General features: G+C 61.3%; 20 protein-coding genes. 16 read left to right on the top strand and 4 right to left on the bottom strand.

Annotated features, from left to right (window positions below; genetic code table 11):
• Positions 1-66: 66 nt before the first annotated feature.
• The 7 genes from AC2GXZ_RS18305 to AC2GXZ_RS18275 all read left to right on the top strand — a co-directional run bounded on the left by AC2GXZ_RS18305 (position 67) and on the right by AC2GXZ_RS18275 (position 7328).
• The gene (locus AC2GXZ_RS18305; RefSeq protein WP_483760864.1) at positions 67-1683 is read left to right on the top strand and encodes an ABC transporter substrate-binding protein; all 1617 of its coding nucleotides are present in this window, start codon (positions 67-69) and stop codon (positions 1681-1683) included.
• Between the two features lie 80 nt (positions 1684-1763).
• The gene (locus AC2GXZ_RS18300; RefSeq protein WP_483760616.1) at positions 1764-2717 is read left to right on the top strand and encodes an ABC transporter permease; all 954 of its coding nucleotides are present in this window, start codon (positions 1764-1766) and stop codon (positions 2715-2717) included.
• A gap of 2 nt (positions 2718-2719) precedes the next feature.
• Complete coding sequence (locus AC2GXZ_RS18295; RefSeq protein ID WP_483760615.1) at positions 2720-3610, top strand: ABC transporter permease; 891 nt, start codon at positions 2720-2722, stop codon at positions 3608-3610.
• Complete coding sequence (locus tag AC2GXZ_RS18290) at positions 3607-4680, top strand: ABC transporter ATP-binding protein (RefSeq protein WP_483760614.1); 1074 nt, start codon at positions 3607-3609, stop codon at positions 4678-4680. The genes AC2GXZ_RS18295 and AC2GXZ_RS18290 overlap by 4 nt, the downstream gene beginning before the upstream one ends.
• Before the next feature lies 1 nt (position 4681).
• On the top strand, positions 4682-5659 hold the full coding sequence (locus tag AC2GXZ_RS18285) for an ABC transporter ATP-binding protein (RefSeq protein ID WP_483760613.1): 978 nt from the start codon (positions 4682-4684) through the stop codon (positions 5657-5659).
• Between the two features lie 48 nt (positions 5660-5707).
• Positions 5708-6382: an aspartate/glutamate racemase family protein gene (locus tag AC2GXZ_RS18280; RefSeq protein ID WP_483760612.1), complete on the top strand. Its 675-nt coding sequence runs from the start codon at positions 5708-5710 to the stop codon at positions 6380-6382.
• A gap of 103 nt (positions 6383-6485) precedes the next feature.
• Positions 6486-7328 carry a MurR/RpiR family transcriptional regulator gene (locus tag AC2GXZ_RS18275; RefSeq protein WP_483760863.1) on the top strand — a complete coding sequence of 281 codons (843 nt, stop codon included), beginning with the start codon at positions 6486-6488 and terminating at the stop codon, positions 7326-7328.
• Between the two features lie 6 nt (positions 7329-7334).
• Here AC2GXZ_RS18275 and AC2GXZ_RS18270 read toward each other — a convergent pair whose 3' ends face one another.
• Positions 7335-8234 carry a LysR family transcriptional regulator gene (locus AC2GXZ_RS18270; protein ID WP_483760611.1) on the bottom strand — a complete coding sequence of 300 codons (900 nt, stop codon included), beginning with the start codon at positions 8232-8234 and terminating at the stop codon, positions 7335-7337.
• Positions 8235-8353: 119 nt separating this feature from the next.
• Here AC2GXZ_RS18270 and AC2GXZ_RS18265 point away from each other — a divergent pair, with 119 nt between their 5' ends.
• Positions 8354-9286 (top strand): VOC family protein, encoded by a 933-nt coding sequence (locus AC2GXZ_RS18265; RefSeq protein WP_483760610.1) that lies wholly within the window; start codon positions 8354-8356, stop codon positions 9284-9286.
• A gap of 66 nt (positions 9287-9352) precedes the next feature.
• On the opposite strand, the gene AC2GXZ_RS18260 is transcribed toward AC2GXZ_RS18265, so the two are convergent.
• The gene (locus AC2GXZ_RS18260) at positions 9353-9931 is read right to left on the bottom strand and encodes a hypothetical protein (RefSeq protein ID WP_483760609.1); all 579 of its coding nucleotides are present in this window, start codon (positions 9929-9931) and stop codon (positions 9353-9355) included.
• Between the two features lie 297 nt (positions 9932-10228).
• Here AC2GXZ_RS18260 and AC2GXZ_RS18255 point away from each other — a divergent pair, with 297 nt between their 5' ends.
• From AC2GXZ_RS18255 to AC2GXZ_RS18220, 8 genes are all read left to right on the top strand, one after another.
• Complete coding sequence (locus tag AC2GXZ_RS18255; protein WP_483760608.1) at positions 10229-11140, top strand: helix-turn-helix domain-containing protein; 912 nt, start codon at positions 10229-10231, stop codon at positions 11138-11140.
• A 473-nt stretch (positions 11141-11613) separates the two neighbouring features.
• Positions 11614-12306, top strand: a complete 693-nt coding sequence (locus AC2GXZ_RS18250) for a hydrolase (RefSeq protein WP_483760607.1) — start codon at positions 11614-11616, stop codon at positions 12304-12306.
• Between the two features lie 74 nt (positions 12307-12380).
• Complete coding sequence (locus AC2GXZ_RS18245) at positions 12381-12677, top strand: XapX domain-containing protein (RefSeq protein WP_483760606.1); 297 nt, start codon at positions 12381-12383, stop codon at positions 12675-12677.
• A gap of 81 nt (positions 12678-12758) precedes the next feature.
• Positions 12759-14636, top strand: a complete 1878-nt coding sequence (locus tag AC2GXZ_RS18240; RefSeq protein ID WP_483760605.1) for an amidohydrolase — start codon at positions 12759-12761, stop codon at positions 14634-14636.
• A gap of 228 nt (positions 14637-14864) precedes the next feature.
• A complete protein-coding gene (locus AC2GXZ_RS18235; protein ID WP_483760604.1) occupies positions 14865-15308 on the top strand; it encodes a DoxX family protein in 444 nt (147 codons plus the stop codon).
• The gene (locus tag AC2GXZ_RS18230; RefSeq protein WP_483760603.1) at positions 15305-16915 is read left to right on the top strand and encodes an MFS transporter; all 1611 of its coding nucleotides are present in this window, start codon (positions 15305-15307) and stop codon (positions 16913-16915) included. The genes AC2GXZ_RS18235 and AC2GXZ_RS18230 overlap by 4 nt, the downstream gene beginning before the upstream one ends.
• Positions 16916-17226: 311 nt before the next feature.
• On the top strand, positions 17227-18063 hold the full coding sequence (locus tag AC2GXZ_RS18225) for an alpha/beta fold hydrolase (RefSeq protein WP_483760862.1): 837 nt from the start codon (positions 17227-17229) through the stop codon (positions 18061-18063).
• A 255-nt stretch (positions 18064-18318) separates the two neighbouring features.
• Positions 18319-19419 carry a methyl-accepting chemotaxis protein gene (locus AC2GXZ_RS18220; RefSeq protein WP_483760602.1) on the top strand — a complete coding sequence of 367 codons (1101 nt, stop codon included), beginning with the start codon at positions 18319-18321 and terminating at the stop codon, positions 19417-19419.
• Positions 19420-19427: 8 nt separating this feature from the next.
• Here AC2GXZ_RS18220 and AC2GXZ_RS18215 read toward each other — a convergent pair whose 3' ends face one another.
• Both AC2GXZ_RS18215 and AC2GXZ_RS18210 read right to left on the bottom strand, forming a co-directional pair.
• The gene (locus AC2GXZ_RS18215; RefSeq protein WP_483760601.1) at positions 19428-20363 is read right to left on the bottom strand and encodes an ACP S-malonyltransferase; all 936 of its coding nucleotides are present in this window, start codon (positions 20361-20363) and stop codon (positions 19428-19430) included.
• Entirely contained in the window at positions 20360-21004 is a 645-nt protein-coding gene (locus tag AC2GXZ_RS18210) for a malonate decarboxylase holo-ACP synthase (protein WP_483760600.1), read from the bottom strand. The genes AC2GXZ_RS18215 and AC2GXZ_RS18210 overlap by 4 nt, the downstream gene beginning before the upstream one ends.
• Between the last annotated feature and the right edge of the window lie 6 nt (positions 21005-21010).

Raw genomic sequence — 21010 nt, 5'->3', positions numbered from 1 at the left:
CCGGCGCCTAAAAGAAAAGGGGATAAGATGAAGATGATTTCAGGGAAGAGTTTCGGCCATCTGCCGATTGCCTCCGGCCTGCGCAGCCTGGCATTGGCGGGCGCAGCCGCACTGACGCTCGCCGCCTCGCTTCCGGCCGTGAGCCTTGCCGCCGGCACATTGCGCATCGGCATGACCGCCTCCGATATCCCGCTGACGACCGGCCAGACCGACCAGGGCGGCGAAGGCCAGCGTTTCATGGGTTATACCGTCTATAACTCGCTGATCGAATGGGACCTCACCAAGGCCGACAAACCTTCGGCGCTGATCCCGAGCTTGGCGACATCGTGGACGGTGGACCCCTCCGACCAGACAAAATGGACCTTCAAGCTGCGCGAAGGCGTAAAATTCCATGATGGCAGTGCGTTTACCGCCGAATCGGTGGTCTGGAATCTCGACAAGCTGCTGAAGACGGACGCACCGCAATTCGACCAGCGCCAGTCCGCCCAAGGCAAGTCGCGGATTCCGGCAGTCGCCAGCTACAAGGTCATCGACCCCACGACGGTCGAGATCATCACCAAGTCGCCGGACGCCACCCTGCCCTACCAGATCAGCTGGATCGTCATGTCCTCGCCGGCCAACTGGGAAGCCCAGGGCAAGAGCTGGGAAAAGGTCGCGCAGCATCCGTCCGGCACCGGCCCCTGGAAGATGGAAAGCGGTTTTACACCACGCGAACGCGCCGAACTGACGCCCAACAAGGACTATTGGGACAAGGACCGCATCCCGAAGCTCGACAAGCTGGTGCTGATCCCGCTGCCGGAACCGAATACCCGCGTCGCAGCCCTGCGCTCCGGCCAGGTCGACTGGATCGAGGCACCGGCACCGGATTCCGTCAAGTCGCTGAAGGATGCAGGTTTCGCCATCGTCACCAATGCCTATCCTCATAACTGGACCTGGCACCTGTCGCGCGTCGAAGGTTCTCCGTGGAACGATATCCGCGTCCGCAAGGCAGCCAACCTTGCCGTCGATCGCGACGGCATCAACGAATTGCTGCAGGGCCTGTCCATCCCGGCCCAGGGTTATCTGCCACCCGGCCACCAGTGGTTCGGCAAGCCGACCTTCAAGCTCGAATACAATATCGAGGAAGCCAAGAAGCTGATGGCGGAGGCCGGTTTCGGTCCGGACAAGCCGATCCACACCAAGGTGATCATCTCGTCCTCCGGCTCGGGCCAGATGCTGCCGCTCGCCATGAACGAATATATCCAGCAGACGCTCGCCGAAATCGGCATCGATGTCGAATACGAAGTGATGGACTGGAACACCGTCATCAACGTCTGGCGTGCCGGTGCCAAGGATCCAAGTGCCAAGGGTGCGACCGCGATCAACTACAGCTACTTCATCCAGGACCCGTTCACGGCCCTCATCCGCCAGTCGCAGTGCAATCTCGCGCCGCCGAACGGTACCAACTGGGGTTATTATTGTGATCCGGAAATGGATGCCCTGTTCAGCAAGGTGCGCACCACATTCGATGCCGCCGAACAGGACAAGGTGCTGCAGCAGATCCATGAGAAATATGTCAACGAAGCGCTGTTTCTGATGGTGACGCATGACGTCAACCCGCGCGCCATGACCACCAAGGTCAAGGGCTTCGTCCAGGCACAGAACTGGTTCCAGGATTTCTCGCCGATCTCCGTCGACCCCTGATCGCCGTCTCTTAAGACCGCATCGCCGGACTGCGCCCTTCAGGGCGCGGTCCACCCCGTTCAGGTTTTCCGGAGAAGTTCATGCTGGTCTACGCCCTGAAACGACTGCTGCATGTCATCCCCGTTGCGATCGGGGTCAGTATCGTCTGCTTCATGCTGATCCATATCGCGCCCGGCGATCCGCTCGCGGCCATCCTGCCGACCGATGCGTCACTGGAAATGCAGGCGCAGATGCGCACCTTCTACGGTCTCGACCAGCCATTGCCGGTGCAATACGCACTTTGGGCATGGCACGCGCTGCATGGCGATCTCGGAACCTCGATTGCCACCGGTCGTCCGGTTCTGCAGGAAATTCTCAGCGCCTCGGTCAATTCGATCATTCTTGCGGTTGCCGCCACGCTGATCGGTTTCACCTTCGGCGCAGCACTCGGTTTCGTGGCCGGCGTCTTTCGCGGCGGCTGGATCGATCGCATCGCCTCGGGCCTTGCCATGCTCGGCGTCAGCGTGCCGCATTACTGGCTCGGAATGGTGCTGGTCATCGCCTTTTCCGTCTCGCTCGGCTGGCTGCCGGCGATGGGCGGCGGACCGGGCGGCTCGGACGGCCGTGCCTTCAGCTGGGACTATATCCAGTATCTGATCCTGCCGGCGGTCACCATGTCGGTCATCCCGATGGGCATTATCGCCCGCACCATCCGCTCGCTTGTCGCCGACATCCTGTCGCAGGATTTCGTCCAGGCGCTTGCGGCCAAAGGCCTGATGACCAGACATGTCATGCGTCATGTCATCCGCAACGCCGCGCCGACCGCGATTTCCGTCATGGGCCTGCAGCTCGGTTATCTTCTCGGCGGCTCGATCCTGATCGAGACCGTCTTTTCCTGGCCGGGCACCGGCTTTCTCCTCAACGGCGCGATCTTTACCCGTGACCTGCCGATCCTGCAGGGCACGATCCTCGTGCTCGCAATGTTCTTCGTCACCGTCAATCTCGTCGTCGACGTGCTGCAAAGCGCCATCGACCCGCGCATCCAGAGGAGCTGAGCATGGCCGTCATCACCGCCGACATCTTGCCCACGCCGATTACCGTGCCGAAATCTCCAGGTTTCTGGAGCGGCGTGGTCCGCCGTCTCTGTCGTGATCCCGTCGCGCTGACTGCACTTGGCGTCCTGATCGTCATCGTCGCGGTCGCCATCCTCGCGCCCTATATCGCACCCTATGACCCGACCAAGGGCAGCGTCATCCGAAGACTGAAACCGATCGGCACGCCGGGCTTTTTCCTCGGCACCGACGAACTCGGACGCGACATGCTTTCGCGGCTCATCCACGGCGCCCGCCTGTCGCTGATCATGGGGGTCGTACCGGTACCGATCGCCTTCGTCATCGGCTCGATCATCGGCATCGTTGCGGGTTATGCCGGCGGCATCGTCAACACGCTGATCATGCGCACGGTCGATGTCTTCTACGCCTTCCCCTCGGTCCTGCTTGCAGTGGCGCTGTCCGGGGCGCTCGGCTCGGGACTGACGAACGCGCTGGTCTCGCTTACCGTCGTCTTCATCCCGCAGATCGCCCGTGTCGCGGAAAGCGTCACGACTCAGATCCGCGGCCTGGATTATGTCGATGCGGCACGTGCCTCCGGCGCCCCGGCAATGACGATCATCCGCGTCCATGTGCTCGGCAACGTGCTCGGGCCGATCTTCGTCTTTTCCACCAGCCTGATCTCGGTATCGATGATCCTTGCCTCCGGCCTCTCCTTCCTGGGCCTTGGCGTACGTCCGCCGGATGCCGAATGGGGGCTGATGCTGAACACGCTGCGCACCGCGATCTACAACAATCCGGCTGTCGCCGCGCTTCCCGGCGTGATGATCTTCATCACCTCGATCTGCTTCAACCTTTTCTCGGACGGCCTGCGTGCGGCCATGGATGTGAAGTCATGAGGACAGTCGCAGAAACAACCATTCCAGACCTGCCGCTCGGCGAACGCGGCGGCCCTGCCCAGCCGCTGATTTCCGCCCGCGGGCTGATCAAGCATTTCCCGGTCAAGGGTTCCGGCTTCCTGCAACCGAAAAAGGTGGTGCGCGCCGTCGATGGCGTCGATTTCGATATCCTCAAGGGCGAAACGCTCGGCGTGGTCGGCGAAAGCGGCTGCGGCAAGTCGACCACTGCACGGCTGCTGATGCAGCTGATCATGCCGGATCACGGCGACATCCTGTTCGACGGCGAAACGGTGGGCGGCGCCTTGCCTCTCGCCCAGTACCGCCGGCAGGTGCAGATGGTGTTCCAGGACAGCTATGCCTCGCTCAATCCACGCCTGACGATCGAGGAATCGATCGCGTTTGCCCCGCGCGTCCACGGCGTGCCGCAGGCCCAGGCGATCGCCCGCGCCCATGACCTGCTCCACCGCGTCGGCCTCGAACCGGTCCGGTTCGCCGGTCGTTACCCGCACGAACTTTCCGGCGGCCAGCGGCAGCGCGTCAATATCGCCCGCGCACTGGCGCTGGAGCCGCGCCTTGTGATCCTCGACGAGGCCGTCTCGGCGCTCGACAAGTCGGTCGAAGCGCAGGTGCTGAACCTGCTTCTGGACCTGAAGCGCGATTTCGGCCTCACCTACCTGTTCATCTCCCATGATCTCAATGTTGTGCGCTTCATGTGCGACCGGGTGATGGTCATGTATCTCGGCAAGGTCGCTGAGGTCGGCACGCGCGACGCGATCTACGACAATACGAAGCACCCTTATTCAGCAGCGCTTCTCGCCTCCATGCCGAAGATGGATCCGGCAGAGAGGACCGAAGAGCCGCCACTCTCCGGCGACCCGCCGAACCCGATCGACCCGCCATCAGGCTGTCGCTTCCACACCCGCTGCAGTCTTGCCGAAGGCGTCTGCGCGACGACCCCGCCACTGCTTGCTACGGTCTCTGCCGAACAGCAGGCGGCCTGCCTGATGGCGGTTCCGGGTTCCGGCCACAGCCGCGCTCCGGCGCTGGCACCGGTCTTTGCGGGGGCATGAGATGAGCGATCAGCAGACAGTCATCGATATTGAGAACCTCTCCGTCACCTTCCATCGCGGCCGCAAGCCGGTGAAAGCGGTCAATGGCGTCAGCCTGTCGGTCAAGGCCGGCGAAGTGGTCGCACTTCTCGGCGAATCCGGTTCCGGCAAGAGCGTCACCATGCGCTCGCTGCTGAGGCTGCACCCGAAAGGCACCGACATCACCGGCAGCATGGCCGTCGGCGGGCGCGACATCATCGGGCTTTCGTCACGGGAACTGGGCAATCTGCGCGGCGCCGTCGTGTCGATGGTGTTCCAGGAGCCGCGACTGGCGCTTGATCCGGTCTATACGATCGGCCAGCAGATCGAGGAGACCATCATGCGGCACGAAAAAGTGTCGCGGCAGGTTGCCGCCGGGCGCGCGCTGGCGCTGTTCGAGAAGGTTCGCATTCCTTCGCCGCAACGGCGCCTGCAGAACTATCCGCATGAAATGTCGGGCGGCATGCTGCAGCGGGCAATGATCGCCATGGCGCTTGCCTGCAATCCGAAAGTACTGCTCGCCGACGAACCGACGACGGCGCTCGATGCCACGGTCCAGATTCAGATCCTGCTGCTGATCCGCGAATTGCAGAAGGAATACGGGCTTTCCGTCATCTTCGTCACCCATGATATCGGCGTCGCGGCCGAAGTGGCGGACAGGATCGCCGTCATGTATGCGGGCCGGATCGTCGAGGAAGGTGCGGTCGGCGATATCATCCGCGATCCCAAACATCCCTATACCAAGGGCCTGCTCGGTGCCCGCGTGGAACTTGCCCATGGCCGCGACCGGCTGGTGACTATCCCCGGCTCGCCGCCGGATCTCGCCAACATGCCGGCCGGCTGCGCGTTTTCGCCCCGCTGCCCGGAATCCTTCGATGCCTGCCGTCTGAATGTTCCGGGTCTGGTCGGTACCGAGAAGACCAGAAAGGTCGCCTGTCTGCACTATGCGGACGGGCTCTAGAGACAGATAGAACAGCAAGGGAGAGAGCGCCGGCCGGCGCTCCGAGACATGAAGAAGATCATACTTATCAATCCCAACACGTCGCAGGCGACGACTGCGATGATGACCGGGATCCTGCGCCAATATCTGCCGCAGGACCATTGCGTAACCGGGCTGACGGCATCGTCGGGCGAACCGATGATCCTTGACGAGGCAGCACTTTCCGCGGCAGCGGACGGCGTGGTGGCGATGGGGCGAGCAGCCTTGGCCGACGGCATCGTCATCGCCGCCTTTGGCGATCCGGGCATCGAAGCCCTCAGGGCGCAGGTTTCCGCCCCGGTCACCGGCCTTTGCGAGGCGAGCCTGCTTGAGGCTTCCCGCGGTGGCCGACGCTTCGGCATTGCCACGGTGACGCCGCATCTGGTCACAAGCTTTGCCGCAAAAGCCGAAGGCCTCGGTCTCTCGCCGTTTTTCACCGGGACAAGACTGACGGTAGGAGATCCGTTGCTGCTTGCCGGCGATCCGGAGCGGCTGAACGCGGCCTTGGCGATTGCCGTACGGCAATGTATCGAGGAAGATGGTGCCGAGGCCGTCATCATCGGCGGCGGTCCGCTCGGCCAGGCGGCAGAGACCTTGCGGGAGCTTTTCACCGTTCCGGTGATCGCGCCGATTGCGGCGGCAGCGCAGATGCTTGTTGAACAAATGAAAAGCAAGCCGGTTGCCGCGATACGCGACGGCCGCTAGAGCAGTTCCAGCAAACGCGCGCAGCGGTCTTGCGTCCGAAATTGCGCAAATCAGATAGATCAGGACGCGCGGCCTGTCGGCCGACCATGACATGCCGGAGTAGATCGTGCCCAAGGACAAGTCCTTTCTCTTCCGTGTCCGTCAGGCGCTGCCGGATCTTCGCCCGGCGGAACGGCGCGTGGGAGAATTCGTCTGCGATTTTCCCGGAGAACTGGCGAGCTATTCGGCGCAGGAGCTGGCAGCACTGGCGCATGTCTCAAAGGCAACGGTGACGCGTTTCATCCAGCGGATCGGCTACGAAACCTACGAGGAAGCCCGTCGTCACGCGCGGCAGGAAAAACATACCGGCTCGCGGCTGTTCCTGACGGCATCGGCGGATGCCGCATCGGCGCAGTCGCTCAACTCGCACGTGGCGCAGGGCATCGCTAATATCGAGGCGACTTTCGTTTCGATTTCCGACGGCCAGATCGATGCCGCATCGGCTGCGATCATGCAGGCACGCAAGGTCTGGGTCATCGGTTACCGCGCGAGCCAATCCTTCGCGTCCTATCTGCAATGGCAATTGACACAGGTGATCGAGAATATCGTTGCCATTCCCGGCCCCGGCCAGACGATGGGCGAACATCTCGTCAGCCTCGGCAAGAGCGATCTCGTCGTCTTTTTCGCCATGCGCCGGCGCATCGCCCAATCGGACGCCATCCTGCAGCAGGTGCAGAAATCCGGCGCCCAGCTCATCTATATTACCGATGAAGGCGCCCCCTTCGAAAAGGCTGCGACTTGGCATTTCCATTGCCAGACATTGGCGCCCGGCCCGTTGTTCAACCACACGGCGGTGATGGCACTCTGCCATGCGCTGATCACCCGCTGTCTCGAACAGGCCGGTGTCGAAGGCCGCAAGCGGCTTCGCACGATCGAAGCCTTCAACGAGACACTCGACGAATTGTAGCCCCGATCAATCCAGCATGACCATGTGGGACGCCACCTGTTCCTCGAAGAATTTTGAAAACGAGGCGATGCGCGGCGGCAGCGCCTGATAGGGTGGGTAATAGAGTGTCAACCACAGGTCCGGCGGCGCCCAGCCTTTGAGAACATGCACCAGCCGGCCTGTTCGCAAATGTTCGGCAATGTGGAAACCCGGCAACATGGCGACGCCGGCACCATCGGCTGCCATATCCGCCAGCACCTCGCCATTATTGGCGCTGAAGGCGCGGCCGGCGGAAATCGTCATGCTCGATCCGCCATCAGACAGGACCCAATTCTCCCGCCGGCTCTCGCCGCTATAGGCAAGGCAATCGTCGGGCGTCAGTTCGCTCGGATGCGACATGCCGACGAACCGGCTTCCGGGGGCGGCCACCAGAATACGCGGCACGACACGGATCTTGCGCCATATGGTGAACTTGTCGGATGGCTGCGAGGAAATGCGGATCGCCAGATCGTAATCGTCGTCGACGATATTGACCAGCCCGTCCGACAACGAGATCTCGAAGCTCATCTTCGGATAACGCTCCTTGAAACCCGACAGGATCGGCGGCAGCACCGCCTTGCCGAACCAGGTCGGCGCGCTGATCCTGAGGCGCCCCTGATCCGCCTTGTGGGCATTCATCACATCCTTGCGGGCTTCTTCCAACGCCGCGATCGATGGCTGGATCTGGGCTGCGAACACGGCCCCGTCGGTGGTCAGCGATACCTGCCTTGTGGTGCGGACAAATAGCTGGACGCCGAGATCCGCCTCAAGTGCTGCGATCGCCCGCGTCACGGCAGCCGGCGTCATGTCGAGTTCACGCGCCACTTGGGCGAAGTTGCGCTTCTCGGCCGCAAGAAGAAAGGTTTTCAGGACTTTATAGTCATTCATCTCGATTATTTCAAAAACGGCAATTCAATCGGAATTAATATTGCAATTCCACCGAAGGATCAATCGGCATAGATCTCTCTCCATCGAACACAGATACACGCCGAGAGAAAGGCACCGACATGATCAAGGACATCAAGGGACTGCACCACGTCACATCGATGGCATCGGATGCACGGCAGAACAACAGGTTCTTCACCGATACACTCGGCCTGCGCCGCGTCAAGCAGACCGTAAACTTCGACGACCCGAGCGTCTACCACCTCTATTATGGTGATGAAAACGGTTCGGCCGGCACGGTCATGACCTATTTCCCGTTCGAGCAGATGATGCGCGGCCGCGCTGGCGTCGGCGAAGTCGGCGAAACCCAGTTCTCGGTTCCCAAGGGGGCGCTGTCGTTCTGGCGCGATCGCTTTGCCGCCCAGAGCGTCGGCGGGCTGCAGGAAGACACCGTCTTCGGCGCCAAAAGACTGCGCTTCACCGGTCCGGACGGCGACGGTTTCGCCCTGATTGAGACTGCCGATGATGCCCGTCTCCCCTGGACTGCTGCCGGCGTGCCGGACGATGCCGCCATCCGCGGTTTCTCGGGCGCCCGTCTCAACCTGCATGACACGGCCGCAACGGAGGAACTGCTCGGCTTCATGGGTTACCAGCGATCTGAAAAGCAAGGTGACGTCACCCGCTTCACCATCCCCGGCGGCAATGGTGCCGATACGATCGATCTTGCGGCTTTGCCCGAAACGCCGTTTGCCCGCCAGGGCGCCGGCTCGGTGCATCACATCGCCTTTGCCGTCGACAACCGCGAAAAACAGCTGGAAGTCAGGAAGGCGCTGATGGATACCGGCTATCAGGTCACCCCGGTGATCGACCGCGATTATTTCTGGGCGATCTATTTCCGCACGCCGGGCGGCGTTCTGTTCGAGATCGCCACCAACGAGCCGGGTTTCAACCGCGACGAGGATACCGCGCATCTGGGCGAAATGCTGAAACTGCCGGGCCGCTACGAGCCGTTCCGCGACCAGATCGCGGCCAATCTCGAGCCGCTGGCGGCCTGATCCGGCATTTCGTCGGCCAAACCCGAGAGATCTGAGGCGCCGTGGGTCTGAAGGACCTGCGGCGCTTCAGTGCGTATTTTGCAAACGTCCGTAACGATGGGCGATATGGGCGTTGAACGCCAGCGCGACATGCGCCAGGAGACGGTCCCTGACATCATCCGCCATATCGAAAAGCGGCATCAGAGCGGCGCCGATATCGCGAACGGTCCGGTCTTCCATTCCGCGGCAGATCGCAAGGTCGTCGACGCGCGGCTCTCCTGTCTCCTCTGCCAATTCGGCAAGATGCGCCCGTGGCACGTGGAAAACCAAAGCCTCGAACCTGCCGCGAATTGCGATGGCCGCTCCCTGCTGCAGACTGATAAGGCAGATCGATCCTTGCGGATAAGTCCTGATCGGCATAGCCGGGCGATCAGGCCAGACATCACGATGCTCGACATCGATCAGATAAAGCACGACGAGAAATGCATCATCCGGCGGCAGCACAACAAGATTGTCGCCATCGTCATAGTGACGCCAGAGATGAGTGATGGCGAGTTCGGCCCGGCGAAGCGGCCTGCTCACCAGAAATCGGGCATTTTGCGTTTTGAAATATTCTGCGATTTTTTCGCCTGCGGCCAGTGCTTCACTCACATGTGTCTCGCTCATTTCGCTGGCGCCCTCTAAAGCGCCGTGCTCACTATATAACGCAGATAGAGAATTTTAGTATTTTAGAAACTGCGCATTCCGCTCTCCGGATTTTGTTCCCGATCCTGGGTCCGGCATTCCGGGCTGCTCGGATTGAAATGGTCGCGGAACATGCCTCACTTTGTTTGAATGATAATTCAGACTTATGCGGCATGGCGCAATCGATCAAATTCGGCGAACATATGCACACGAGATCCGCCAGCCCTGGCATCAAGCCAGATGCCGCCCTTGAAGGGTCGAAAGAGAAAGTAGCGCGCCTTGCTTCGTAAATCCATTGCTCGCACCATATCCCCTGCCGATCCGACAACCGACAGTTTCGGCTGCCCCTTCGACAAGCTCTACAAGGATCAGTCCGTGCATGGGGCGGATATCAGCTTCTTCCGCAAAGGAACGAGGGACGGCAGGATCGAACAGGTCGTCACGCCGGCCAGCGATCGCGGTTTTGCCATCGGCGTCTCGACACTTGCCGGCCACACCCGCCGCATTTTCCACGAGCATCACGCAACCACTCACGAGTTTGCCAAGGATGCGCTTTATATCCGCAACCTTGCCGACCCCTACAAGGCTGATCTGGAAGGTCCTTTCGACTTCCTGCTGCTCGAAATTTCACCGGCGGCGCTGAGCCGCATCGCCCAGGAGGCCGATTTTGCCGGCGTAAATTCGCTGGAAGCCGAAGCCGCGTCCACAGACCCCGTTCTCGCCAATCTTGTGCGCGCATTGATCCCGGCATTGGAACGGCCGGAAGAGGCAAGCAGGCTGTTCGTCGACCAGCTGGCGACGGCGATCGGGACGCATATGGTCCAGCGTTACGGCGGCAGGTCGCCGACATCCACGACGCGCTCCAGAAAGCTGTCGCGATCGCAGGAAATGCTGGCCAAGACTCTTCTTCTCGAAAATATCGATGGTGACATATCCGTCCTCGACGTCGCACAGGCTTGCAGCCTGTCGCGCGGTTATTTCATCCGCGCCTTCCGCGAGACGACGGGCATGACGCCCTATCAATGGCTGCTCAACGAGCGCATTTCTCATGCGCGCGAGCTGATGCGTGCGCCCGGCATCTCGCTTTCCGAAGTGGCTATTTCCTGCGGTTTTGCCGACCAGAGCCATTTCACCCGGGTCTTCACCAATGTCGTCGGAACGCCCCCCGGCAACTGGCGGCGCAATTCCTGAGGTCGAAAAATGGGGCCGCGGTCCTAATCGATACGGCTGAAATCGTCGGACAACCCGTTGTCCGACGGCGGCGCATTATTGCCTTTTATCAAAACCACATGCCTTTCGTCCAAACGACCCGACTTTGAGACAAGACCCGCATCGCCAATTGAGCGATTTTCCGCGGCACGAAAGGTCACGAGGCGGGAGCGATGGGTGGATGCATGAGCGACACGAAGGCAGATCTCGTTTATTGCGAAAATCACAATTCAATCGAAATTAATATTGCAATTTCGCCGATTACGAAATCGTTCTAGATTTATTTTCAGCAGCCAAGACAACCAAGAGTGACCGGCAGCTGGGCCGATGAACCGGCTCCGGGCACTCACCAACACTCCGCAACGAGCGCCAGACATCCCGGCGTCCGATCGGCAGGTGCTGCGCCGACGAAACCTGCCGCATCCGCGGTCCAAACAACCGAAGAGGAACCTGAAATGTCCAAGAAGCTCGAAGTCCTGACCCCGAAGAACAGCCAGCTCATCTTCATCGACCAGCAGCCGCAGATGGCCCTGGGTGTCCAGTCGATGGATCGCCAGACATTAAAGAACAATGTCGTCGGCCTCGCCAAGGCAGCGAAGATCTTCAACGTCCCGACGACGATCACCACCGTAGAAACCCTCTCCTTTTCCGGCCATACCTTCCCCGAACTGCTCGCCGTTTTCCCGGAAAACGACATTCTCGAACGCACCTCGATGAACTCCTGGGACGACCAGAATGTCCGCGATGCGCTCGACAAGAATGTCGCCGAAGGCCGCAAGAAGATCGTCGTCTCCGGCCTGTGGACCGAAGTCTGCAACACCACCTTCTCGCTGTCTGCCATGCATGACCGGCCGGATTATGAAATCTACATGGTCGCCGACGCCTCCGGCGGCACGTCGTCCGACGCCCACAAATACGCGATGGACCGTATGGTCCAGGCTGGCGTCATCCCCGTCACCTGGCAGCAGGTCCTCCTCGAGTGGCAGCGCGACTGGGCGCATCGCGAAACCTATGATGCCGTCACCTCGCTCGCCAAGGAACATTCGGGCGCCTACGGCATGGGCATCGATTACGCCTATACCATGGTCCACAACGCCGCAGAGCGCGTCACCCACGGCAAACGCATCGGCCCGAACCCGGCCAAGTAAGCCATCAGCCACACCGCTTCGACAGCCCGTTACCTTCCTGTCGAAGCGGCCTCCCCCATGTCGAGGACGATCCGATGAAACTCTATCTTCTGTCGCTGGGCGCCGGTCTTTTGGTCGGCATCGTCTACAGCCTCCTCAATGTCCGCTCACCTGCCCCGCCAATCGTGGCTCTCGTCGGCCTGCTCGGCATCCTTGTCGGTGAACAGGTCATCCCCCTTGCCAAATCCCTCTGGAGCAAGGAGCCGGCGGCCGTCTCGTGGATCAACCAGATCAAGCCTCACATGTTCGGCCATCTGCCGAAGGGCGTGTCGGCAGGCACCAAGGCGGATGTGGCAGAGGCCAAGCCGTCGCCGACAAGCACTGAAAGCTGAGGCAAGGAAACGAGGGGGCACACCCGCCTCGTTTCCATTCCTCGCCATCCCGATTGAAATTCCGTCGTCTGGAGCAAAGCCATGTACGCCGACCTTATCCTTCACCACGGCCTGATCACCACGCTTGATCGCGCCAATCCGAATGCCACCGCCATCGCCATCAAGGATGGCACGTTTGTCGAAGTCGGCACCGACGCCGAGGTGATGGCGCTGGCCGGTCCCGACACGAAGATCGTCGATCTCAAGGGCAAGCGCGTCCTGCCGGGCCTGATCGACAATCACACCCATGTGGTCCGCGGTGGTCTCAACTACAATATGGAACTGCGCTGGGATGGTGTCCGCTCGCTTGCCGACGCCATGGACATGCTGAAGCGCCAGGTAGCGATCACCCCTGCCCCGCAATGGGTACGCGTCGTCGGTGGCTTTACCGAACATCAGTTTACTGAGAAGCGCCTGCCGACAATCGAGGAGATCAATGCAGTCGCCCCCGATACGCCGGTCTTCCTGCTGCATCTTTATGACCGCGCGCTTCTGAATGGCGCTGCCCTTCGCGCCGTCGGTTACACCCGCGACACGCCGAACCCGCCGGGTGGCGAAATCACCCGCGATGCCAACGGCAATCCGACCGGCATGCTGATCGCCAAGCCGAACGCCGGCATCCTTTATTCGACGCTGGCCAAGGGGCCAAAGCTGCCATTCGATTATCAGGTCAACTCCACCCGCCATTTCATGCGCGAACTCAATCGCCTCGGCATTACCGGCGTCATCGATGCCGGCGGTGGCAACCAGAACTATCCCGACGATTACGAGGTCATCCAGAAGCTTTCGGATGAGAACCAGCTCACCGTCCGGCTCGCCTACAATCTCTTCACCCAGAAGCCGAAGGCCGAGAAGGAAGATTTCCTCAACTGGACGTCTTCGGTCAAATACAAGCAGGGCAACGATTATTTCCGCCACAACGGAGCCGGCGAAATGCTGGTCTTCTCCGCCGCCGACTTCGAGGATTTCCGCCAGCCGCGGCCCGAAATGGCGCCGGAGATGGAAGGTGAACTCGAAGAGGTCGTGCGGGTTCTCGCCGAAAACCGCTGGCCATGGCGTATGCATGCGACCTATGACGAAACCATCAGCCGGTCACTCGACGTGTTCGAGAAGGTCAACAAGGACATTCCCCTCGAAGGCCTCAACTGGTTCTTCGATCATGCCGAGACGATATCAGACCGTTCGATCGACCGGATTGCGGCGCTTGGCGGCGGCATCGCCACTCAGCACCGCATGGCCTATCAGGGCGAATATTTCGTCGAGCGTTATGGCCATGGCGTGGCCGAGGCCACCCCACCGATCCGGCGGATGCTCGACAAGGGCGTCAACGTGTCGGCCGGCACCGATGCCACCCGCGTCGCCTCCTATAATCCCTGGGTTTCGCTGTCCTGGATGGTGACCGGCAAGACAGTCGGCGGCATGCAGCTTTATCCGCGCGCCAATTGCCTCGACCGCGAGACGGCACTCAGGATGTGGACCGAAAAGGTCACCTGGTTCTCCAATGAGGAAGGCAAGAAGGGCCGTATCGAAAAGGGCCAGTTCGCCGATCTCGTCGTACCGGACAAGGATTTCTTCGCCTGCGCCGAAGACGAGATCTCTTTCCTCACCTCCGAACTGACCATGGTCGGCGGCAAGATCGTTTATGGCGCCGGCGATTTCGCCAGACTCGATGAGAGCAACATTCCCCCCGCCATGCCCGACTGGTCGCCGGTGCGCAAATTCGGCGGTTATGCCGCCTGGGGTGAGCCGGAAGGTGCCGGCGCCCGTTCGCTGCGCCGCACGGCCATCTCGACCTGCGGCTGCACCAGCGATTGCGGCGTCCACGGCCACGACCATGCCGGCGCCTGGACCTCGAAACTGCCGATCTCGGATCTCAAGGGCTTCTTCGGCGCCCTCGGCTGCTCCTGCTGGGCCGTGTAAGGCGGACGGAATGCTGTCGCAGTCTCCAACGTCATCCTTGGGCTCGTCCCGAGGATGACGACTGCGGGGTAGCCAAAACTCAAGAACACCCAATTAGTAAATTGCGATAATCGCAATTATATCGAAACTATTGATGCAATTGTTGGCGACAATCTTTCCGGCCAATATCGCTCCATCAGCCGCAGACAAAGCCGCTCAGCCAGACCGGCCAACCTTCAAGGAGCACACATGACCGACCAGGCATCATCCCTAAAAAGCTGGAGCACGCCGCTCAAGGCAATCGCCAGCATACCGGCGATACGCACCGCCGCACTTCTGGCGCTCTGCGCGGCCTATATCCAGGGGCCGCTTACCAAGATCTTCGATTTCAATGGCGCGATCGCCGAGATGCAGCATTTCGGCCTCCATCCGGCCGGCGTCTTCGCCGTCGCTGTCATCGCCTTCGAGCTTACCGCCTCCGCCATGGTCGTGTCCGGCATCCTGCGCTGGGCAGCCGCCCTTGCGCTCGCGGGCTTCACGCTTGTTGCAACCTTCATCGCCCTGCGTTTCTGGGAAATGGCCCCCGGCATGGACCGGTTGATGGCGGAAAACGCCTTCTTCGAACATCTCGGCCTCGCCGGCGCCTTCGTGCTTGTCGCCGCAATTGATCTAACCAAAGGAGCAGGCAAATGAGCCCCACAAAATCCGCCCCACGGTCATCCGGAGGCAGCTTCGCGCCTCTCGCGCAGCCGGTCTTCGCCATCCTCTGGGCCGCCACCGTGCTTGGCAATACCGGCAGTTTCATGCGCGACGTCGCAAGTTCCTGGCTGATGACGGATCTCTCCGCCTCGCCCGCCGCGGTAGCGCTCGTCCAGGCAGCCGGCACGCTGCCGATCTTCCTGCTTGCCATTCCGGCCGGCGTGCTCACCGATATTCTCGACCGCCGCAAGTTCCTCATCGCGGTGCAGATCCTGCTTGCGTCCGTCAGCATCACGCTGATGGTTCTGGCAAACACCGGGATGCTCTCCGTCAGCGCCCTGATCGGGCTCACCTTTCTCGGCGGCATCGGTGCCGCGCTGATGGGACCGACCTGGCAGGCGATCGTGCCGGAACTCGTGCCGCGACAGGATGTGAAAAGCGCCGTCGCGCTCAATTCGCTCGGCATCAATATCGCCCGATCGATCGGGCCTGCCGCAGGCGGCCTTCTGCTTGCCGCCTTCGGTGCGGGTGTCACCTACGGCGCCGACGTCGCAAGCTATCTCGTCGTCATCGCCGCCCTTGTCTGGTGGCCGCGGGCGAAAAACGCCAATGATGCGCTTGCCGAGGGTTTCTTCGGCGCATTCCGTGCCGGCCTTCGTTACACCCGTGCCAGCCGGCCACTGCATATCGTGCTATTGCGGGCTGCAATCTTCTTCGCCTTTGCCAGTGCCGTCTGGGCACTGCTGCCGCTCGTCGCACGCCAGCTGCTCGGCGGCGACGCCAGCTTCTACGGCATCCTGCTTGGTGCGGTCGGTGCCGGTGCGATCGGCGGTGCGCTCGTCATGCCGAAACTGCGTGCTCGCTTCGATGCCGACGGCCTGCTTCTCGGCGCCGCCGTCATCACCGCGCTTGTCATGGCTGCGCTGGCACTTGCGCCGCCAAAGTGGATTGCGATCATCACGCTGCTGTTTCTCGGCGGCGCATGGATCACGGCTCTCACCACGCTCAATGGCGCGGCCCAGGCCGTCCTTCCCAACTGGGTGCGCGGTCGCGGTCTGGCTGTCTATCTGACCGTTTTCAACGGTGCCATGACCGCCGGCAGCCTTGGCTGGGGCGCGATCGGTGAGGCCGCCGGCATACAGGGCACGCTGCTGATCGGCGCCGTCGGTCTACTCCTTGCCGGTTTTATCATGCACCGGATCAAATTGCCTTCCGGTGAGGCGGATATGGTGCCGTCCAATCACTGGCCCGAACCGCTCGTCGCGGAACCCGTCGCCCATGACCGTGGCCCTGTCCTCATCCTGATCGAATACCATGTCGAAAAGCATCACCGCACCGCCTTCCTGCATGCGCTCGATGAACTCTCCCAGGAACGCCGCCGCGACGGTGCCTATGGTTGGGGCGTGACAGAGGATTCGGCCGATCCGGAAAAGCTGGTCGAATGGTTCATGGTCGAATCCTGGGCCGAACATCTTCGCCAGCACAAGCGGGTTTCCAACGCCGATGCCGACCTGCAGGGCAAGGTGCTCGCCTATCACTCCGGCCCGGACAAGCCGGTCGTCCGCCACTTCCTGACGATCAACCGGCCGGGAGCGGCCTGACGATCCCTGCCTGAGGCGGCGTGACCCGCCGCCTCATTATTCCAATAATCGCAATTATTTCGTGATTATTAATTCAATTGTTGGCGGCAATATTTTTCGACAATATTCACCCACCAGAGACGCTTAGGGTCGCTCGCAACGAGAGGCCGGGATCACAGGAGCCGATGATGACCGACAAGCAATTCCCCATCACCCGCCGCGGGGCCCTGCTCTCCGGAGCAGCTGCCGCCGCAACTTTCGCACTGCCTACCACGTTCACCCCCGCAGCCAATGCTGCGTCCACCAAGCACCCCACCGAAGGAAACAAGACCATGGCTTACGTAACCACCAAGGACGGCGTCGAAATCTTCTACAAGGACTGGGGTCCCAAGGACGCACAGCCAATCATGTTCCACCACGGCTGGCCGCTGTCATCGGACGACTGGGACGCCCAGATGCTCTATTTCCTCTCCAAGGGTTTTCGCGTCGTCGCCCATGACCGCCGTGGCCACGGCCGGTCCAGCCAGGTCTCCGATGGCCATGACATGGACCATTACGCCGCCGACGCCTTTGCCGTCGTCGAGCACCTGAACCTGAAGAATGCCGTCCATATCGGCCACTCCACCGGCGGCGGCGAAGTTGCCCGTTACGTTGCAAAATATGGCCAGCCGGCCGGCCGCGTCGCCAAGGCGGTTCTGGTGTCGGCCGTTCCGCCGCTGATGCTGAAGACCGCTTCCAATCCGGGCGGGCTGCCGATCGAAGTGTTCGACGGCATCCGCAAGGGTGTTGCCGAAAACCGCGCACAACTCTTCGTCGATTTCCCCACCGGCCCGTTCTACGGTTTCAACCGCGAAGGCGCCAAGGTCTATCCGGGCGTGATCCAGAATTGGTGGCGCCAGGGCATGATGGGCAGCGCCAAGGCGCATTACGAAGGCATCAAGGCGTTTTCGGAAACCGACCAGACCGAGGACCTGAAGGCGATCACCGTTCCCGTCCTCGTCATGCATGGCGATGACGACCAGGTCGTGCCGATCGATGACGCCGGCCGGCTTTCCGTCAAGCTGGTCAAGAACGGCACGCTGAAGGTCTATCCGGGTTACCCGCACGGCATGCTCACCACCCATGCCGACCTCATCAACCCGGATCTCCTGGCCTTCATCAAGGCGTAACGGCCCGATATTCGAAGCTTGAAAATGCGGCGAGCAATCGCCGCATTTTTGCGTTCAGGGCAGGCCCGATCACAAGCCGCCGCCTCGATCCAAGACTTGCTGCCGTCAAAAACGCCAATTTCGCCCTTCGCGTAAAAATAAGACAAAATAAGGCCCCACCGAGGCCGGAACCACTTCTAGTTAACCAAGTAAAAACCAGAGCGTGTAAATTATGGACACATTGTCACATTTACTCTTTTGCTTCAGGATTTGCTTATGATTCCCGCCGAGCTAGAAAAGCCGCAGCATGCAGCCACGCCCCGCTCGATGCAGGTCATCACGGACGGCATAGGCAAGGATCTGGAGCGCTTCAGCGCCGACAACACCCATGTCGTCAAACAGATCAAGCTTCTCGCCATCAACGCGCTGATCGAGGCCGCCCGTGCCGGCGAAATGGGCAAGGGATTCGCGGTTGTCGCCAACGAAGTCCAGCGTCTGGCTCAGATCGCCACCGATATCGCCGCGAAATTCGAAAGCAATGTGCTCGGCCGCATCGGCCTGACCCGGATGATGGCCGACCAATTGGTCAACGAGATGGAGGGCGTCAGGCTTACCGATCTCGCCCAGACGCTCGTGCAACTGATCGTCCGCAACCTTTTCGAGCGCACCGCCGATGTCCGCTGGTGGGCGACCGATACGGCACTCTGGCAGGCGCTTGCCGTACCGGACCCCGAAAAACGCGCCTTTGCCGCCGAACGCCTCGGCGTCATCAACCGCTTCTATACGGTCTATCTCGACCTGGTGATGACCGATCTTTCGGGCAGGATCATCGCCTCGGCCAATCCGAAGTTCCAGCGCAAGCTGACCGGTGTCTCGGTCGCCGACGAGCCTTGGTTCGCCGCAGCCCGCAACTGCGCCTCGGGCGACGACTATATCGTCGACGAGGTCAAGCATTCACCCCAGCACGACAACCGGACCGCCCTCGTTTATGCCACCGGCATCCGCGAAGGCGGCAAGGTCGATGGTGCTTTGCTGGGCACGCTCGGCGTCTATTTCGACTGGCAGAACCAGGGCCAGTCGATCGTCGAGAAGGAGGCGAACCTGCCGCCGCATGTTGCAGAAAGAACCACCGTCCTGCTGCTCGACGGCAATAGCCGCGTCATCGCGACGACCAGCCCCGGCCTGCTGTTCAGCCATTTCGTACTCGCCAATCCGGCCGGACAGGCCTCCGGCAGCTATTACGACAATAATGGTTCGATCGTCGCCTATGCGAAAACGCTCGGATACGAGGATTACGACGGGCTCGGCTGGTATGGCGTCGTGGTCCAGAAGCTCGAAAACGACGCCGACATCCGCGCCGCCCTGAACATCCGCTAGCGGGTGAATTAAAACTCCGTCGCTTTTTTGAGCTTGCCGGAAAGATAGACAAGGGTATCGACCGGCGTGTCGCTCATCGCCTTTGTCTGCGCCTCGTCAAATGCGTCGCGCGCCAGATTTGTCAGCGTATTGCCCGGCGGCATTTCGATGAACAGCCGTTCTCCGAGTTCAAACAGCAGTGTCGTCGAATCGTGCCACAGCACCGGATGGCTGACATTGCGAGCGAGTTCGTCCGCAACAGCCCCGGCATCGCGCAGGAGCCGCGCCGTGCGATTGCCGACATAGTTGATCCTCGGCGTCCGAATTTCATATTGCGTAACGGCTTTCGCAAGGGCTTCGGAAACCGGCGCAAGCAACGGGCAATGCGACGGCACGCTGACGGCCAGTCGCTGCGCCCGCCTTGCGCCCTCTTCTTTTGCAAGGGTGATCAGCCTTTCCAGCGCGGCGGCGGCACCGGTCACAACGATCTCGGACGGAGCATTGAAATTTGCCAGATAGAGCGGCTCATCGGCGCGCCGCGCCTTGTCCGCCAGCTGTTCCAGACGGGTTTGCCGAAGCCCGCCAAAGGCAGCCATTCCATAACCCGTCGGGTAACTCCATTCCATCAGCGTCGCCCGCATCTTGACCAGCGCAAGGGCATCCTTGAAGTCGATCGCATCGGCGGCAACGGCTGCCCCGAACGAGCCGATCGACATGCCGGCCACGCTGTCCGGGAGCACCCCGCGCTTTGCCAGCGACCGCGCCGATGCGGTGCCGGCAATCAGCAGGCCGAGTTGCACATTGATGGTGGATTTCAGCGCGTCTTCGGTATCGAGGCTCAGCGCATCAAGGTCCAGTGCTTCGCTCGCCTGGGCGAGCGTTTCGCAGACGACCTCGTCGTCAGGCAGGGCATGCAGGAAACCCGCGGTCTGGGCGCCCTGACCGGGAAAGAAAAAAACAGTCATTGTCCTAACTCCTTTGACCACGGCGTCGCCATCAAGAGCGGACCGGACGCCGTGCGCACCACGACCGGCCCTTTTGCCTCTGCGAACTCGACAAGCGCGGTGGCACCGACCGGTGTTTCCAGAAGCACGTCACAACGAACTCCAAGAGCTCTCGTATGCCCCAAGAGCGCGCGAGCCGCGTCTGCCGTGATCGGCTCGTCGCAGCGAACGATCAGGTCGAGATCGCTGCTCGGTGTTGCCGTCGGCCGGCCGCTCGCCAGTTCAAAACCGACACTGCCGGTCGGTCCCCAGCGCCAACCTGAAGACGAAAGCCGTGCAATCAGCTCGGGAAGCGCAGACAGCGCGCCAATGGAGGCCAGCCTGTCAGCCGGCAGGTTGGCGGCACGCGAGACGAGCGCCTCGGGTTCGAGACACTCGACAATAGCTGACCGGTCGAGCCAGCCGCCCCAGCGTTGATGTCTCTCGCCACCCCGCATGCCGATCGGGACTTGTCCGTCCCGGCACGGCATGCGTCTGACGACGGCGAACGCCGCAGCCTCTACCGAGCCTATCACCCAATCCGGCACGTCCTCGCCCTTGAGGGCAGAAGGATCGAAGCGAACAAGATCATGTGTCCGGAATATTGCTGCGGCGAAAGTCATGGCCTT

The sequence above is a fragment of the Aliirhizobium sp. YIM B11859 genome (assembly GCF_057163345.1).
The sequence above is the reverse complement of the archived record's forward strand: the minus strand, read 5'-3'. Positions and strand labels throughout refer to the sequence as shown.

Bases quoted from the DNA above. Each gene is read 5' to 3' on its own strand.
- AC2GXZ_RS18240 (WP_483760605.1), top strand. From the start codon at position 12,759: ATGTACGCCGACCTTATCCTTCACCACGGCCTGATCACCACGCTTGAT.
- AC2GXZ_RS18290 (WP_483760614.1), top strand. From the start codon at position 3,607: ATGAGGACAGTCGCAGAAACAACCATTCCAGACCTGCCGCTCGGCGAA.
- AC2GXZ_RS18270 (WP_483760611.1), bottom strand. From the start codon at position 8,234: ATGAATGACTATAAAGTCCTGAAAACCTTTCTTCTTGCGGCCGAGAAG.
- AC2GXZ_RS18225 (WP_483760862.1), top strand. From the start codon at position 17,227: ATGGCTTACGTAACCACCAAGGACGGCGTCGAAATCTTCTACAAGGAC.
- AC2GXZ_RS18250 (WP_483760607.1), top strand. From the start codon at position 11,614: ATGTCCAAGAAGCTCGAAGTCCTGACCCCGAAGAACAGCCAGCTCATC.
- AC2GXZ_RS18245 (WP_483760606.1), top strand. From the start codon at position 12,381: ATGAAACTCTATCTTCTGTCGCTGGGCGCCGGTCTTTTGGTCGGCATC.
- AC2GXZ_RS18220 (WP_483760602.1), top strand. From the start codon at position 18,319: ATGATTCCCGCCGAGCTAGAAAAGCCGCAGCATGCAGCCACGCCCCGC.
- AC2GXZ_RS18295 (WP_483760615.1), top strand. From the start codon at position 2,720: ATGGCCGTCATCACCGCCGACATCTTGCCCACGCCGATTACCGTGCCG.
- AC2GXZ_RS18300 (WP_483760616.1), top strand. From the start codon at position 1,764: ATGCTGGTCTACGCCCTGAAACGACTGCTGCATGTCATCCCCGTTGCG.
- AC2GXZ_RS18215 (WP_483760601.1), bottom strand. From the start codon at position 20,363: ATGACTGTTTTTTTCTTTCCCGGTCAGGGCGCCCAGACCGCGGGTTTC.
- AC2GXZ_RS18285 (WP_483760613.1), top strand. From the start codon at position 4,682: ATGAGCGATCAGCAGACAGTCATCGATATTGAGAACCTCTCCGTCACC.
- AC2GXZ_RS18280 (WP_483760612.1), top strand. From the start codon at position 5,708: ATGAAGAAGATCATACTTATCAATCCCAACACGTCGCAGGCGACGACT.
- AC2GXZ_RS18260 (WP_483760609.1), bottom strand. From the start codon at position 9,931: ATGAGCGAGACACATGTGAGTGAAGCACTGGCCGCAGGCGAAAAAATC.
- AC2GXZ_RS18265 (WP_483760610.1), top strand. From the start codon at position 8,354: ATGATCAAGGACATCAAGGGACTGCACCACGTCACATCGATGGCATCG.
- AC2GXZ_RS18230 (WP_483760603.1), top strand. From the start codon at position 15,305: ATGAGCCCCACAAAATCCGCCCCACGGTCATCCGGAGGCAGCTTCGCG.
- AC2GXZ_RS18210 (WP_483760600.1), bottom strand. From the start codon at position 21,004: ATGACTTTCGCCGCAGCAATATTCCGGACACATGATCTTGTTCGCTTC.
- AC2GXZ_RS18235 (WP_483760604.1), top strand. From the start codon at position 14,865: ATGACCGACCAGGCATCATCCCTAAAAAGCTGGAGCACGCCGCTCAAG.